Below are 16,554 nucleotides of genomic sequence, written 5' to 3'. Positions count from 1 at the left end.
CCACTGCTTGTTGGCCGATCGCTCACAAAGGAGTATAGTACAATTAACGTTTTTTATTTTTTCTTATCTACCAGCAAGTGCTTCCGTGCCGGATCCTGTTTGATATTAGCAATTTCATTTTCTATGATTTCGCGCACATCATCCTTAATCTGCTCGAAAACCTTTTTGATAATCGCTGCATTCACCTGTCTGACGACTGGGATTGGCTTATAGGCCGCTGCCTCTGCCGCTAAGGCCTGATAATTGTTCATGATACGATTATAAAATGCTTTAAGGTCAATGCACTGATCGGGATTGTCGGCGACTAAACCGACAAATTCCCCTGAGCTCATTGATGAAATCTTAGATGCGGGAATAGCAAGATCCAACTGTATCGATTTGCTGATCGAAGTATCGGAGCGGTTCAGTGAAAGTGCCGTGCGATCCTGCTGAATTTTCCCGAAACGCTCGGAAAGATGCTTTGCAGTGTCACCCAAGACCTGGCCACTGATCACATTGCCCGTAATATTCACAATAAGGTCAAATATACCGGCTTTGGTGAAGAAGCTCAGGCTCAACTGCGCGAACAGCTCATGAAAGCCCAAAATGAGTTCAGCATTAAACGGGTCACTTCATACGGCAAGGACGAGCTGGCTGTGTCGCTGAATTTCAAAAAATCAACCAATTCAGATATGTATTTTTTTAACAGCTACCGAGCCGAACTTCAAAAGCCCGGCTCGGAGACTAGAGTCGGCCAGACGTTTTACATTAACAATGAAGGAAGGAACATCACCCAAAAGGAGGCGTATAACCTGCTGGATAGCAGATCGGTCAATAAAGACTTGGCAAATAAAGACGGGCAGCTGCACAACGCATGGCTAAAACTCGACTTTAAGGAAACAACCTCCAACGGCAATTTCAAAGTTCGCCAATTCAGCCCCCAGTATGGCTTTGAACTTGAAAAAGCACTAGAAAAGCCCCCGATTAAGGAGCTTACAGATCCACAGGAAAGGGTCAGGCTGTCGGAATCCTTGGAACGCGGGAATCGCCAGGTTGTAACTTTCGCCGGCGACGGTGACCAAAAACGGTTCATCGAAGCAAATCCCCAGTTCAAATCTATTACCGTCTACGACGAGAATCAAAAAAGAATCCGTCAGTCAGGCGCTGACGAGACGCAAAAAAGTATAGAGCAGACAGAGAAAAAGAACCATCAGCAGGGAAACAAGGAATTGTCGGGTGAGGAAGAGAAAAGTGAAGGTAACAGCAGGAAACGCAGCGTTAAGGTATGATCAATTCTGATTCGCAAAATTCCGCACTCGAATTCCTAACTTCTTTCTTTAGGCGGATACAAAAAGACCCTAAAATCGGCCCGTCGCACATTGCGCTTTACCTGACGATATGGAAGGAAGCGATTTCATCGAAAAACCCCGGTCACCTTGCGATTTATAGCCGGCCACTGATGAAAGGAGCAAAAATTAACAGCAGCTCGACATATTCCAGGATTCTCAAGGACCTGTGTAACGGCGGCTACATTCGTTTTGAACCTTCGTACTTTCACAACCAACCTAGTAAGTACCGATTAGTCCCGCCATAACAGGGTCGAATTTGATCTGACAAACATGGCGTGCAAATGTTCGTTACATTTGGGAGAGCTCTCGACTTTTTCATCTGGTCAGCTCGAGAAGACTTTTCCATTTATTTCATCAAGGCTCAATGTTCAAAAACTTGAAGCCTGTTACCATTAAGTGCTGATGACTTGTTAATATCACATCATCTACAATATGCATCAGTTTTTGCTTAGAAGGGAAGGATTTGTCCGAGGCAACCGAGATCTCCAAATTTTGGGGAGTTATCCTAAGGAGAATACTTTTTATGATATATCGGCAACCTCTTGCTGCAAGAGGTTGCATTTCTGTTACTTGAAATCGCCCTATCAATCTAATTACGATTCACCACGATTTTCTGTGAAAATGATGAGCCGTCCCTCCGAATTACTCGCACAACATAATTGCCTGGCTGCAAGTGCGAAACGTCGATTTGCGAGGTGGGTGCCGAACCTGAATCATATATGCTTGCAGCTTTTTCGTTGATAATCTGGATGCTTTTCACATGCCGAAAATCGGCGAGCTTCAAATTTAGAATTTGGGCGGTGGGATTCGGATACATTACTACTTCTGGCATTGTTTCGAATTTCACCGTGGCGATAGCGCTGTATCCATAGGTTTCATCATAGTCGATCATTTTCAGACGATACAGATTTACTCGCTGCAATGAAGGGGAGTTATGTTTGAAATCGTAATGCATAATCACCGAACTTGTCGCAGCAGCCTTTACACTGCCGATGGTATTCCAGGACTTACCGTCTAAACTATGCTCGATTTCAAACCGGTCACTGCCAGTTTCAGATGTTGTCTCCCAATAAAGTAGTGCGGTTGTTCCCTCATTTTCTCCACTGAATTTACTTAGTGTAACGGGAAGGCGATCTTCGTCCGTAGTCTTTACAATCCAGAAATCCTCGCTGCCAAAAGCTTGCTCCGTTTTGTCGGCACCAATTCCGGAGACGGAAACTCCCCCCAGGACGAAACCATTATCCGACGTTCGCCGAAAGCACCTGATAGACTCATATTCAGTCCCTCCGAAAGTCGTATCCCAAATTTTGTTCCCATTGGCATCTAGTTTAACAAGCCAAAAATCACCTCCACCTTTTGAGACCGCGGTTTTGTCACCATCGACGGGTGGGCCGACATCCGCTGCGCTGATGTAGCTTCCATCCGTCATCTGCAATATATACACGAATCCTCCACTCGCGGAAGAGCTCAGATCTTTATTCCACTGAATATTTCCGTCCGACGCCAGTTTGACAATCCAATAGCCCGTCATTCCTTTTTTGTCAACCGTCTTGTCTCCACCTGGTCCCGACCATGTAGTGCCTGATAGAATAGCGCCGCCGTCAGAAGTGACTTCCATAGAATAAAGATAGTCGCTGGATAACCCACCTATCGTTTTATCCCATTCGATATCACCATTTGCATTCAGCTTAATAATCCAATAATCCTCCTCGCCCTTCAAGGCGCTTGTTTTGTTTCCACTAATCCCCGACCACGTCCAGCCGGCAACCATATACCCGCCATCCGGGGTTGGACTTACTTTTTTAAATACGTCCATATTGTTGCCCCCAATCGTTTTTTCCCATTGGACTGAACCATTCGCATCAACCTTTACAATCCACATGTCGTCGTAGCCGTACGCGGGACTTTCTTTGTCACCACCACTGCCCGAGAATGTCACACCCCCAACTATCGCACCGCCATCGGCGGTAGGTTCGCAATTGGTTACTCCTTCTATTCCCGGTCCGCCTATTGTTTTGTCCCATAGTTTGGTGCCATCCGCACCGAGTTTAACTAACCAGAAATCATATTCACCTTTTGAATTTTCGGTTTTGTCCCCTCCGGTGTTAGCGGCGGAACTGCCGGCTAACAAATAGCCACCGTCAGACATTTGAAGGATAGAGCCAACGGATTCTGCACCCGACCCCAGTCTCCTTTCCCATTGCTTGGTGCCGTTTGCGGACAGTTTAACAACATAAATATCCTGAAACGTTACTGGTGGCGTATAAGAAATGACCGACCAGGAGTGCCCGGTCATTATGTAGCCACCATCAGCTGTTTGCCGGATATCTTTCATGTTGTCGGAAGCAGTGCCGCCCAACGATCTATCCCATATTTTGAGGGGTTGAGCTTGTAAGGCGACGCATAGAAATGCACCTGCAAACAAGAACGCCGACTTCAAAAAACGATCTATAAAATGCATAACATGTGCGCCCTTCGAGAGCTTTTGTGGGAAAGTAGAATGTACCTTTTTTATTCTTAAATTGGCTTTACCGAATCTGGCAATGGCCTATCTGCGGCAATAGGCGCCGGCTTCACAGTCAAGGACGGACCCAATTCGATCAGTGCCTCCTGCACATCCTTGAAAGCGTAGTAACTGCAAGTCTCTGCAAGGGTGGCGATGAAGGCAAGTACCGTCAGAATGATCGAGAACCATGCTACCAATTTCAGGACAGCAAATTTCTCGATATTCTTAGAAACCAATCCTGTATTTCTAGATAAAGCACATATTACCAGCCAGTTACTTGATCCAAACAGGAAATTTATTAAATGTATCGGATCTAATTATGGGCAATCTACTTGAAATTAAAAGTATTGGGGAAATGCACGAGATATTGGAAAGAACCTAAGATTATATTAAGATCCTGCGTTCGCACCTTTCAATGGAAGAGAGTAGGCTACAAATCGAAGAAGAAGTAAGCCACGTACTCGTCCGGCGCTATCATGATGTTACCATTGGCACAAGGTATTACGGTGTAAGGCTGGTTGTACTTTGAATTATGTGCCAGTGAATATCCTTGTTTGTGAAGCACTATCATGCAAATAGTATCAACAAAGCGATTCACCAAAATAAAAATCTTCGAATTTCTATAAGTTATCTTATGTTAAATAAAATCTCATTGCCAACAATATCGTTAAGGGTACGAAGAACTCATAGAAAGAAAAAACTGCATTAAGAAAGATGAAAATATTGGACTATGCGAGATGCAACATCTCTCCGGTTTAAACCTATGTCCTTTAAAAGATGAAAAACTATTAAAACATGTAATTTTCTAGTTAATTGATACAGTTCTAGTCCTGTAAAAGCCAGATGCCTTTTACTCCTATTATAATGCGTATAATAATTTCGGTTATTTTTAGCACTTGAAATAAAAGATTCGGTATCTCCAAAAGCATCATATAATTGGGTGCCCCTAGTTTGATGTACTAAGTCATGAAGGCGGTCGTGAAGTGTAAGCGCATTATAACGGTTAAATTGCTCTTTTAGCCAATTTAAATACTGTGGCAATTGTTGCTTAGATAATGCTAAAACTTTACGTCTCATTCTTAGAAACTCCTTACTATATTTTATTTTATTTTGTTGTTGCATTACAGCATGATAAGCTTCTAAAATTTGCGCATAATTTAAAAAAATAGTTGGATTACTCTCGTGCTTCCACTGATATTGCTTAAAAAACAAGTTCATTGATGATTCGTTTTTCTCGAAAAGAATGAACCACTTGGAAATCAATTTCTCAAATTTTCGATTGACCGTGTCTAGTTTAAAAAACATCCTATGAGGGTTTACAACTTTCCGAATGTCGGTTCCTACTGGCCTCGGAATAAGTAAGCGGAACGGAACTCGTCGCATTCTTTCTCCTTGTGCGAAAGTTTCTATATGAATATTACTGTAAAGTGTGATTCGAGTAGTATCATCTAATCCTAACATGAGGAAATTGCTAAAAACCGTCAAGGTGTCTAAAATCTTGTCCAGAGATAACAGAATCTTAGTTTCAAGTGCTACCTGAGTAGATTGGCTGAGATTTACATTTAATTGACTATTACCGAACTTGATACCACTAACACCGAAAAGAATAACTCCGCTTAATGATCCATTAATTTTAAAGGGTATGTTCTTCGGGAGTGCGTAGTTTACCTTAAAGTTGGTGGAGTAATTCGTGGATTTTACCTTGAAACCCGTCTTTCCAACCCACTCTTTTAGACCATACAGCTCCGCATTTATTCTTGAAAATTGAAAATCTTTCTCGTTATGTAAATGGCCTCCCTCAATGATATATTGAACATGATAGTAATACACCGCTCCACGTCCAAAGTCATGCCGAGAGCATACACACTTATAAAGGGTCACAGGTCCCTCAGACGTATTTCCAAGGAAAATATCGATTTCTTGCTTCAGAATCGGGTTGTTAATTTGATCGATAGGTAACACTAGGATGCTTCCATTATCAGGGTCAAAAGTTAGCGATCCTTGGAATCTTGGTACTTTCTCTAAAACTTGTGAATCATGTGGGACAAACCAAGTTCCTTCAAAATTCTTAGTGTCATTCATAGTAGAATAGGACGGAGAGTTCAAATGTTGGAAATGTTAGGCACTCGGATCTTTTTTCGTTCGCTCCCATCCCTCGATCTCTATTCCTTCTAGTCTAAGGTAATTATATAATGTGGCTTTGCTACCGATTTTCAATTGATCACAAATCTGCTTCGTTGTGTATCTTCTGCTTTGATACAAGGTTGCTGCTAAACTCGCGAGTTCTTTGGATTTTTTGGTGAGCCCCTTCAGCCTTCCCCCTACCCTGCCCCTTGCACGCGCTGCCTCCATTCCTGCCAAAGTTCGCTCCATTAAAATCTCTCTCTCATTTTCTGCAAAAACCGAACTGAGCATATACCATAGCCTGCCCATTTTAGTCGAAGTATCGATCCCTTCTGAAATACTCCGGAAATCAACACCCATCTCCTTCCATTCGACCATTAATTTGATCAGCTCGTAAGTGGCCCGGCCGAGACGATCAATTCTCCATACAACGATCACGTCTCCCTTCCGTAGCTCGGAAACCATCTTTGCGTACTCGGGTCGCTCCTTAGAAGCACCCGAAATCTTCTCATGAAAAATTTTCTCGCACCCTGCCTTCTGGAGAGCATCGAATTGCAGATCCTGGTTCTGCTCATTCTTCGAAACCCGTACGTAACCAAATATCATGTCAAATTACATTTTAACCCCTATGACGGTAATATAATGTAATTAGATTTCATGTACCACTAAAATGAACTCTATTTCGGCGGCTTTCGGAGTAAAATGCATCGTTAATATAAACGTCGGCAGAGTACAGAAAAACGACCGGATAAATTAGCGCAGTAGTATCATAGACATAATCTATCATCGGGAATCAGTCCTTAATATGATCGCTAATACAGCACGTATAGTTTTTGTGATGATTCAAATTAACGCCCGAATGAACTGCTCATACGGTTGTGGCATGTCAAGCCACTTAAAGTTATCCGTAAAGGCTAGTATGATTATAAATGAAGTCACTATCCCGACGACAGCAATACCAACTGCCGCTGGTTTCGATTTAGTCTTCAAATAATGAATGGCCGAAACGTGCAAACTGATTGAGGCCACAGCCAGGAAATAGTAGGGTATAAAAATAAAAGTTGCAGGATAATAGTTAAGCCCAGCCGCAGCAAAATAGAAATTGGTGTCCAGGTGCTCGATGTACCGCCCGGAAAGAACTGCGCCAACGTGGGCAATGAGGAAAAACGAAAGGTAAAGGCCGGAATATACCTGGATCTTCTCGGCAATGGTCTGGGCATCCCGTTTGTAAATCAGCCTGATGCCCGTAACGATCTGGAACAAAACGACCAGCAGTAGAAGTGTTTCCACGACCGGATGTCTGTAAACGAGCCGGAACTGGTCCATGATCTGGATATGTTTTTCCGGCCCATCGAGGGCGAAAAGGTGGTTTATTAAGTGAAATGCTATGAAAACCGACAATGTAACACCGGATATGTAATGTAGGGATTTTACCAATGCCCTTCTATCGTTTTGAATATTCATGGGATACGCAATCGAGGTTGTTTAAAAGCACGGTCAGTAATTGCTACCAACCGTGCATGATCAGGACAATCTAAAAACTGCAAGGTTGTCAGGCTTGGGGCGAAAGAGACTGAAGATATTCCTGGAACCGCGTTTCACCCAGATACGCATTTCCTTCCGGAACCAACGTCGATGTCGGCACTGCCAGGCCGAAATATTCATTGCTGTCGTTGGCGATCACCGTTTTACCCGCGTCATTTGTCTTCACATAAGCTTCTACGAATTTGCTCATGGGCCCACGGACAGGGCCCGCAATCTCGACAGTTCCGTTCGCAGGCTCAGATATCGCAAACCGGGCAATGAACAGCGCCACCTCTTCGGCAGCAATGGGCTGGAAATCGAGCTTCGAGACATGAACTTCACTCCCCTGTTTGCCTCCCGCAGCAATGGTGGGCACAAATTCCTGGAATTGCGTACTGCGGACGATGGTGTAAGGAACTCCGGAGCTTTTTACCAGGTCTTCCTGGATTTTCTTCGCCCGCATATAACCCATTCCTTCCATCAGGTGCGTGCCGACAATGGATAGGACGACATGGTGTTTGATGCCTGCATTCAACTCAGCCGACAAAATGTTACGCCCCACTGTCTCAAAAAACTGGATGGCCGGAGCGTCCTCAAACGAAGGAGAGTTGGAAAGATCGACGACCACGTCCGTGTTCTCCAATGCATCTGAAAGCCCCTCGCCTGTAAGTGCATTAATACCGGTGGAAGGAGAACCAGCAATGACGGTGTGGCCAAGCTGGCGAAGTTTTTTAGTGACGTTTGAGCCAATCAGGCCCGTGCCGCCTATGATTACAATTTTCATGATTTCTGGTTTTGTGGATCAATTAAAAGGATAGGCTGGTTATTCGTTAATCCAGTCGCTGAACCGGATTGCGCCAGGGTAAAAATCGCCCTGGGGGACCAAAAGGGACTTGGGGATTTCAAAGAACATGTACTTATTCTCGTCGTTGGCTTTCAAAGGCTTTTCCCCGCCTTTAACAGAAAGGTACTGGCTTACGAACTCGTTCATGGGCGCCAGGTCTGGCCCTGCGATTTCCACGGTCGTGTTTTTAGGCGCTTCCAATGCGAGCCGGGTAACCAATGCGGCCACGTCTTCTGCTGCAATGGGCTGGTAGTCCACGGTAGAAATGTGGATGGCCTCCTCGTCGGATTGCACCGCAATTAAAGTCGTGATATGTTCGTGGAACTGCGTAGCGCGGATGATCGTGTACGGGATACCGGATTCTTTGATAATATCCTCCTGCTCTTTTTTGGCGCGCAGATAACCGATGTACAAAGCCCGGTCGGTTCCTACGATCGATAGCACCAGGTGATGTTTAACACCGGCCGCAATTTCTGCCGCTGCCAGGTTCCTGCCTGCTGCGCGGAAGAAATTGATGGCTGTATCTTCCTCGGGAGAAGCCGAGTTAGACAGATCGACGACCACCTCGGCACCTTTCATGGCCTCAGCTAGGCCTTCGCCAGTCAATGCATTGATGCCCGTCGAAGGAGCGGCTACGACTACCTGATGGCCCAACACCCGCAGTTTTTCGCTAACCCTTGTTCCGATTAACCCCGTACCGCCTACAATAACAATCTTCATAATTTTGAAATGTTTAAGTTTAAAATCTTACAGATGATCCTAAACTTGCCATTTCGATGCCAAATATTTAATAAACTGATTATCAATAATATATTTAATACAGACACCTCTCATTTTCACCGTATTTGGTGAAAACATCAAAAGTATCATCTTATTTGATGAGCATAGACGAAATGCCCCAACTGGTGAAAGGACTTAATGAGCGTAGTAATCGGCCTTTGAGATGCCCAACTTGCGCATTTTGGAATGAAGGGTATTACCGGGGATACCCAAAATTTCTGCGGCACCACCGATGCCGGAAATTTTGCCGCCGCACCGGCGCAATATCTGTATGATGTGCATACGCTCCACTTCTTCCAATGGTAAATCGGATGGCCTCATTGGATCTTCGGTCGTTACCCCTGTCGCTTGCGGCAAGAAAAACTCGGTGATCATCGGACCTGTCGCCAGTATCACCGAGCGCTCAATCAGATGTTCGAGTTCGCGCACATTGCCCGGCCACAAATAGGCCTGCAACTGCCGTAACGCGTTGGCTGATAGTTTGACGGTTTTCTTGCCTATACTTTTGCTGAATTTGGATAAGAAAAATCCGGCAAGGCTTTCGATATCTTCCCTGCGGTCGCGCAGCGGCGGCAGCTTGATAGGGAATACATTCAAACGGTAATACAGATCCGAGCGGAACCGGCCCGCTTTTACTTCCGCTTCCAGGTCGCGGTTGGTGGCGGCAATGATCCGAACGTTTAGTTTGATGGTAGTTTTACCGCCTACACGCTCCATTTCCTTTTCCTGCAAAACTCGCAGCAGCTTCACCTGTGTTTCCAACGGCATCTCCCCCACCTCGTCCAAAAATAGTGTGCTGTTGTTGGCCAGCTCAAATTTTCCGATGCGCCGCTCGACGGCCCCGGTGAATGCGCCACGCTCATGGCCAAACAACTCGCTCTCGATCAGGCTGGCAGGCATAGCTGCGCAGTTGACCTTGATCATGAGCTTTTCTTTGCGGGAAGACGCGTTATGAACGGCTTTTGCGATCAATTCCTTTCCAGTACCCGTCTCGCCTAGCAGCAGCACCGTCGAGTTGCTTTCAGCCACCAGGGAAATCAGCCGGTATACCTGCTGCATCGCTTCACCGCCGCCGACAATCTCTTCAAAATCCTGATTGAGCTGCTGTTTGAGATAGTCGTTTTCGTTTTCCAGCTCTTTTTTCAAACGCAGTATCTGCTCGTGCGCAAGCACATTGGAAACCGCGGTCGAAATCTGGGCGCAAATACCTTGCAAAAGCGGCCCGCTGATCCGTTCACCCAGCATCCAAACCATGCCCAGGTTCTGCTCGCCCAATCTCAGCGCCGATGCATAGACAGTATTAATCCCGCGCTGCTCACGCTGGATGGACAGTTTCAGGCACTTCGCTTCCAGGTTTTCATCAATGTCCAGCAAAATCGGCTGGTTGCTTTCGAAGACGAGTTTTATATGTTGCTCATTAATATTTAAAGAGTAAAATTCTTCGTGCTCAGCTACCTCGGTTTCCTGGAAAAACTGCCGGTCGAAAAGGTAAGGCCGCAGGGTAACCTGGTCTTCCGCCAAGAGGTACATAACAGCGATCCGGGTTTGAAACAAGCCCTGCAAAACATTCGAAACCACATGATCCAGGTCGGATTTGGATTTAACACCGGTAATATCATTTGAAAACGTCAGCATCAGCTGCTGCTCAGCCTGCCGGCGGAGAATGTCCTCGTTGGCCATAATGTTGCCCATCGCAATGGCAATCTGCGAGCAGATGCCCTGCAAGATTGGAATGTTGATCTCGTCGATGCTCAGCCAAAGCAGACCAATGTTGGCGTTGCCGTTTCGCAATGCAATGCCAACCATTGTTTTGAAACCCATGTTTTCCCAAAGATTCAGGTAGGACAGATTGTAGCCTCTCTGCAACTCGCGGCCCACATTGAAAAGCAACGGGATGTAACTATCCAGGATGCGGTTTTGGAGCCCGTCATTGATCGGGTACTTCTCGGAAAGCACCCGCTCCAACAATGCCGGATCGAATGCAGAAGCGCCTGTATCGTACAGGTATGCCGACATCGTCAGCCCATCTTCATTGATCTTGCGGATCACATATCCTCCCTCGGGGTTGAGCTTTCGTAGTGCTGTTTTAACTACGACAGCCAGATCATCCCGGCTACGGACAGCGGTCATATCATTGCTGAAATCAAGCAGAAATGACTTTTCATTTTCCTTTTGCAGGATTTCTTCGTTTTTGATAATGTTGGAAACCGCGCTTGACAATTGCGGGGTGATCCGTTGAACGATGTCCTTGAATTCTTGCGAAAAACCATCATGCTGATCGGTGTAAATATGGATAAAGCCGATCGGCTGGTCGCCGGTCCGCAGCGTTGTCATCAGCACATGCCGGATACCTTTCTCGAAATTTACGCGCAGGAACGCTGGGCTTTGCGGGGCATCGACAATATCGGCGAGAAAGAAATCGACAGGACCGCCGGCCGCCAAAACGGATTGGATAAAGGGCTCGTCAAGCGGAAAACACGCCTTGACCATATCATCATATTCGGGGTGGTCCTTAATGGCTGATGCACGGTGATCAAGTAAAAATGGCTTGTAGGTTTCATCCTTGCGGTCGATCAAGGTCACAATCGTGTGCGTAAAGTGCATTAATGACTTGATCCGATCCGAAAACAGCACGATCAGGTCATTCTTGTTGCGCACTTTGGTGATATCATTGCCCAGATGGAGCAGCAATTGTCGTTCCCATTCAAGATTTGTATGATTATTACTGTTTTGATACAGGTTGGAAAACTGCTTCATCTGTGCGAGGTATATCTGAATTTAAGTTGATTTGTCCACCTTTTGCGCCGAATAGTAGGACAATTCAAATCCGCAACCATCCGTGCTTTGCATCAACAAAACAAATCAACCAAAGTTATGAAACAGCAAAGTATGGATTCAATCGAAAACACAGTTAATGCAATCGCAGAAAAATATCCGCTCGCAACAACACCCGAAGAAATCGTCCCGTCGCTTTTGGCGCATTTTAACTCGATGGATGTGGATATAATGCTGGATTTCTACGAACAGGATGCAGTGCTCGTCGACGCCCAGGGTGTCCCTCAGCGAGGGCGCGAGCAGATCCGCAAGGAGCTTTTGAAATATTACAGCGTCCAGCTGCCCATGCACATCATTGCCCGCCATATTTTTGTTGCTGGTGACACGGCATCGCTCGTATTGGACTGGAACATTGCCGGTAAAGCCCCTGATGGCACGGCGGTACACATGGTGGCAACCTCCAACGATATCGCCAGAAAAGGCCCTGACGGCTTCTGGCGGTACATCATCGACAACCCGTTCGGGACACAGGTTAGGAGTTTATATTAAACAAGCCGGGGCCGGGAGTCCGGCCCCAAATTAACATCTATGGCAAACACCGGCGTTATCCTGCAAAAATTGATCAATACGCACACAGGTGTAGAAGTCGAGCGGTGGGTAGGCAATCATGTACAAAACGCGGAAACATTCAAACCCCATCGCCATGACCATTATACCTGCCTGCTTCTGGAAAAGGGTAAAATTGATATTATGCTCGATTTTCAGCCCGTTACGGTTAAACCCGGGATGCTTTTTATCTCCTACCCAGGGCAGGTACATCAGGTGATATCATCTCTTGGCGGAGCAGGCTGGTATGTCTCGTTCGACAGCCGATTGATCGACGAGCCAATCAGGTCTACGCTGGATGAATCAGTGACCGAGGTACTGGCGGTGCTGCTCTCACAAACCGAAGATGCCTGGTTTAAAAAATCCATCGGCCTGATGTTGCAATTGGAAGAATTGAACAAAGGTGCTGATCACAACCGGATCGTTACACACGCGTTACTGAGAGCATTTGTCTACGAGGCCATGATCATTTACCGTAAAACGCAAAATCATCTGGCTGAACGTCGCGGGCAACGTCAGTTCGTTGTCGCCAAAGACTTTAAAAAGCTTCTGCGGAACCATTATAAGACCTTGAAAAAGCCTGCCGATTATGCCGGTCAGTTAAATATATCGGTTAACTATCTCAATGCGTGCGTGAAGGCCGTCACCGCTAACTCCGTCTCAGCATTAATCCATCGCGAGGTGATCGCCGAATCGCAGCGGCTGTTGTTTTACACAGATTTGGATATCAAGGAAATTGCATTGGATCTGGGATTCGAGGACCAGAAGTATTTTAGCCGGCTGTTTAAGAAGGTCGTTGGTGTCGGCCCAACTGCATTTAGAGACAAACAATTATCAATCGACTAGTCAACACCGGCAGAGTACAGAAAAACCACCGGATTTTTTGAGGGGATAAGATTGTATAGTTGGAGACATCTACTCGAACTTCCTGTGAGCGAAACGGCTTGGTGCGACTCGCCAACGTTCGATTTGGTACAAACCGAATAACGAGTGAAGGCCTGCGACCGTGACGTTTGACTTTCGTTTGAATTGATCGTAGCTTAATTTCAACTTTCGATAATACCTCACTTCCAAAGATCTCTATAAAACATCATGTACTTTCCTTTGTGGCTCATTTGTTCAGCAACACCTTACGTATACGAAGTGCGAGTGCTTGTTATTCTTACGCGAAAATTCGTATCGGCGACTGCCCACAATGGCGATACCCTATCATTATTAGAGCCAACGAAAGGAACTCAATCCTATGAATGATATCAGACATATTGCTACCTCTGGCAACGGAAAAGTTATCGCCGTTGCTGAATTCGAACGACGAGTCCAAATCGTTGATATAGACAGCTTAACGGTAATATCTGAATTCGATACAATACTTGATTTTGGAGGACAAAGGCTTGCAATTTCCGAGGACGGACTGATCTGCCTATGCGGAAGTTGGGATCGATATGGGATATGCGCTTACGAAACACGCACAGGGAAACTCATTTGGCGGCGTAAGGACCTTAAAAAGGTTCAGCACATCCAAAATCTGTCCGCTCATACAGATCAAGTATTTGCCCAATTCGAAGTGGGGCCAAGTCGTTCACTTGACATATACACTGGTGCCGAAGTACAAAAATTACCTGGCATCGAACACCTAGTCAATGCTAAAAATTTGCCAATTGATGTAATCGGAAAAAGGGGCAGTATACTGGTTCTAGATCGATTGACTCGTAAAACAATAGCAAGCGCTCCGACCAGGTCGTTTGCAATACTAGACATCGTCATTTCTGACGATTCGTTCGTGGTCTCAGAAAGTGGTGGCCCCCTGAGCTGCTATGACATCTCGACAGGAACACATAAATGGGATATACCGGCTGACGAAGACGGGCATTTTCTTCGCGCATGCTTTCACCTAAATCTTGAAGAGTTTGTTGGTGTTAGCTGGCCTTTTTTGAATGGTGGCAACAAAAAACTGAAATGCATTAACAAGAATACAGGTGAAATTACAAAAGAATTAGTAATTGGTTGCCCCGTAGAAACGGAGTTTGCGCTCAGCGGACAGGTTCTTGTCACATCAGAAAGGAAGGTTATTGACATTCAGAGCGGAACTTTCAAAAGTTGGCTATAACCCATTGTGGACGGACGAAGGCAACAAGAATCTTCTCGAGATACGGATTGAAACAGTACAGAAAAACGACCGTATTTGCGTACACTACTTGGTTTTTGACACTCAAACTTGTCTCTCATTTTCAACCATTTAGATATCGATTCAAGATCAAAAACAACTTGATGCGACATTTATTCCGTTGCAGGTAGGATACTCAACTTCCTGAACTCCACAGGCAAAGGCAAATGACGAAAGCTATTCTTTGGAACGTTCATCTCCGCATTGACCCATTCGAAAATCGAAAGGGTGCTTGTTCCCCGTTTTCACAGACCTATATTAAGGCTTGGAGAAAAGAGCGAGGAAATGGAGAAACGAGGTAAACCTAACAATGAGCAAGTCGTGAGTGTTGTCAAACACCTGAAAGATATTGGCGAAGACATAACTATCGAGCAAGCAGAAAAGATGCTGGAATCGATGCAACACCTGGTTACATTGGCTATTAATCAGTATTTTCGTAAGGCTTCTGGTTCGAAGCGCAATTCATCAACAAAATAATCAATACCATGTCCAGAGCTATTCTATATGTCAGGGTAAGCACTGATGAACAGGCAGAAAAAGGCTACTCTCAGCGAGATCAAGAGGATAGGTTACGAAATTGGTGTAAATACAATTCCGTGGAAGTTGTCGAAGTGATCCTCGAGGACCATTCGGCAAAAACATTCTTGCGACCAAAGTGGCAAATGCTACTTGCCCGATTAAGGGAGAATAAACGACTTCGGATTGACCAAATCCTATTTACAAAATGGGACCGGTTAAGTCGCAACGCTGGTGACGCGTACCAAATGATCAATGTCCTTCGCAAAGCGGGTATTGAACCACAGGCTATCGAACAACCACTTGATATCCGAATTCCAGAAAACAAGATCATGCTTGCTTTCTATTTAGCTGCGCCCGAAGTTGAGAATGACCGTCGCGCGTTAAATGTCTTCCACGGCATGCGTCGCGCCAAGAAAGAAGGACGCTGGGTTGCCACCGCCCCAATGGGGTATCGTAATGCCCGGTCATTTGACGGAAAAAAATAATTGAACCTGACACAAATAAAGCGCCGATAATGAGATGGGCGTTTGAAGAACTTGCATTGGGTAGGTTTAACACGGAACAAGTATGGAAGCAAGCGGCCAGAAAAGGACTAAAATGCAGCAAAAACAACTTTTGGCTCGCAATTCGGAATCCGGTCTATTGCGGACAGATATTTATTCCCGAATTCGAAGGGGAAAAGGCACAGCGTGTGAAGGGATTGCACGAGCCAATCGTATCGCCGTCAACGTTCAACTTAGTGCAGGATATGATTTCCGGGCGAAAACGGAATCCCTATCAAAAGCCCAAAATCGTCTCAGATGACAACCTTCCACTCCGTGGATTCTTACGTTGTACTAAATGCGATAGAATGCTATCAGGAAGCGCATCGAAAGGAAGAAGCACTTACTACTACTATTATCATTGTTCTTCCTCATGTGGTGTTCGATTATTTAAAGCATATCCTCACGGGACTCGAACACCTCTCAAAGCTCTATAAATCAGGCACTATAGAAGAAAAAAAAGGCAGATAATTGGTTCGATCTTCCCAGAAAATTTGACGTTTGACGGAATCGAACATCGAACCGCTCGGCTGAACGAAGGGATCGATCTTATTTATCAGATAACGAGCAAGTTACGAACGCAAAAAAAAGGGACAAGTGCGTTTAAAAACGACTTGTCCCTTAGGGTGCACCCGAAGGGTGCAACACTATATTTATAACATTCAATATATCAACACACTACCTGCTTATTGATTTAGCTGCTCTCGATTTGCTCACCAAAATTTTCGGAAGCATAAACCTGCTCAAAAGTACTAAGATTTACAAAATTTTTCAAGGTGATCACACGCCGAAACATGAGAACGACCCCGCGCTAAACTCGTGTGAGAAAGCAGCGGATTAGT

16 protein-coding genes are annotated in these 16,554 nt (G+C 45.4%); 7 read left to right on the top strand and 9 right to left on the bottom strand.

Annotated elements, in window-relative coordinates:
* Positions 1–53 precede the first annotated feature (53 nt).
* Positions 54–512: a hypothetical protein gene (locus ACQ4MZ_RS30390; protein ID WP_430851650.1), complete on the bottom strand. Its 459-nt coding sequence runs from the start codon at positions 510–512 to the stop codon at positions 54–56.
* A gap of 60 nt (positions 513–572) precedes the next feature.
* Here ACQ4MZ_RS30390 and ACQ4MZ_RS30385 point away from each other — a divergent pair, with 60 nt between their 5' ends.
* Entirely contained in the window at positions 573–1,268 is a 696-nt protein-coding gene (locus tag ACQ4MZ_RS30385; protein ID WP_430851648.1) for a hypothetical protein, read from the top strand.
* Between the two features lie 649 nt (positions 1,269–1,917).
* Here ACQ4MZ_RS30385 and ACQ4MZ_RS30380 read toward each other — a convergent pair.
* The 8 genes from ACQ4MZ_RS30380 to ACQ4MZ_RS30345 form a co-directional block, all read right to left on the bottom strand.
* A complete protein-coding gene (locus tag ACQ4MZ_RS30380; RefSeq protein ID WP_430851646.1) occupies positions 1,918–3,789 on the bottom strand; it encodes a T9SS type A sorting domain-containing protein in 1,872 nt (623 codons plus the stop codon).
* Between the two features lie 56 nt (positions 3,790–3,845).
* Positions 3,846–4,070, bottom strand: a complete 225-nt coding sequence (locus ACQ4MZ_RS30375) for a hypothetical protein (RefSeq protein ID WP_430851644.1) — start codon at positions 4,068–4,070, stop codon at positions 3,846–3,848.
* Positions 4,071–4,539: 469 nt separating this feature from the next.
* A complete protein-coding gene (locus tag ACQ4MZ_RS30370) occupies positions 4,540–5,916 on the bottom strand; it encodes a HEPN domain-containing protein (protein WP_430851642.1) in 1,377 nt (458 codons plus the stop codon).
* Positions 5,917–5,952: 36 nt separating this feature from the next.
* Positions 5,953–6,564 (bottom strand): recombinase family protein, encoded by a 612-nt coding sequence (locus ACQ4MZ_RS30365; protein WP_430851640.1) that lies wholly within the window; start codon positions 6,562–6,564, stop codon positions 5,953–5,955.
* A gap of 237 nt (positions 6,565–6,801) precedes the next feature.
* Positions 6,802–7,284 (bottom strand): hypothetical protein, encoded by a 483-nt coding sequence (locus tag ACQ4MZ_RS30360; protein WP_223405366.1) that lies wholly within the window; start codon positions 7,282–7,284, stop codon positions 6,802–6,804.
* 226 nt (positions 7,285–7,510) lie between these two features.
* Positions 7,511–8,266, bottom strand: a complete 756-nt coding sequence (locus ACQ4MZ_RS30355; protein WP_430851638.1) for an SDR family oxidoreductase — start codon at positions 8,264–8,266, stop codon at positions 7,511–7,513.
* Between the two features lie 39 nt (positions 8,267–8,305).
* A complete protein-coding gene (locus ACQ4MZ_RS30350) occupies positions 8,306–9,046 on the bottom strand; it encodes an SDR family oxidoreductase (RefSeq protein ID WP_430851635.1) in 741 nt (246 codons plus the stop codon).
* 195 nt (positions 9,047–9,241) lie between these two features.
* On the bottom strand, positions 9,242–11,863 hold the full coding sequence (locus tag ACQ4MZ_RS30345; RefSeq protein WP_430851633.1) for a sigma-54-dependent Fis family transcriptional regulator: 2,622 nt from the start codon (positions 11,861–11,863) through the stop codon (positions 9,242–9,244).
* 117 nt (positions 11,864–11,980) lie between these two features.
* Here ACQ4MZ_RS30345 and ACQ4MZ_RS30340 point away from each other — a divergent pair, with 117 nt between their 5' ends.
* From ACQ4MZ_RS30340 to ACQ4MZ_RS30315, 6 genes are all read left to right on the top strand, one after another.
* Entirely contained in the window at positions 11,981–12,430 is a 450-nt protein-coding gene (locus tag ACQ4MZ_RS30340) for a YybH family protein (protein ID WP_430851631.1), read from the top strand.
* Between the two features lie 39 nt (positions 12,431–12,469).
* Entirely contained in the window at positions 12,470–13,333 is an 864-nt protein-coding gene (locus tag ACQ4MZ_RS30335; protein ID WP_430851629.1) for an AraC family transcriptional regulator, read from the top strand.
* 397 nt (positions 13,334–13,730) lie between these two features.
* Positions 13,731–14,594, top strand: coding sequence for a hypothetical protein (locus ACQ4MZ_RS30330; RefSeq protein ID WP_430851627.1), 864 nt, complete (start codon positions 13,731–13,733; stop codon positions 14,592–14,594).
* A gap of 342 nt (positions 14,595–14,936) precedes the next feature.
* On the top strand, positions 14,937–15,128 hold the full coding sequence (locus ACQ4MZ_RS30325; protein WP_430851625.1) for a hypothetical protein: 192 nt from the start codon (positions 14,937–14,939) through the stop codon (positions 15,126–15,128).
* An 8-nt stretch (positions 15,129–15,136) separates the two neighbouring features.
* Complete coding sequence (locus ACQ4MZ_RS30320) at positions 15,137–15,655, top strand: recombinase family protein (protein WP_430851623.1); 519 nt, start codon at positions 15,137–15,139, stop codon at positions 15,653–15,655.
* A 29-nt stretch (positions 15,656–15,684) separates the two neighbouring features.
* Positions 15,685–16,149, top strand: a complete 465-nt coding sequence (locus ACQ4MZ_RS30315) for a recombinase family protein (RefSeq protein ID WP_430851621.1) — start codon at positions 15,685–15,687, stop codon at positions 16,147–16,149.
* Positions 16,150–16,554: the final 405 nt, after the last annotated feature.

The sequence above is a fragment of the Dyadobacter sp. BHUBP1 genome (assembly GCF_050587785.1).
In the GTDB taxonomy this organism is placed as follows: Bacteria; Bacteroidota; Bacteroidia; order Cytophagales; family Spirosomataceae; genus Dyadobacter.
This window is presented reverse-complemented; position numbering and strand designations above follow the sequence as displayed.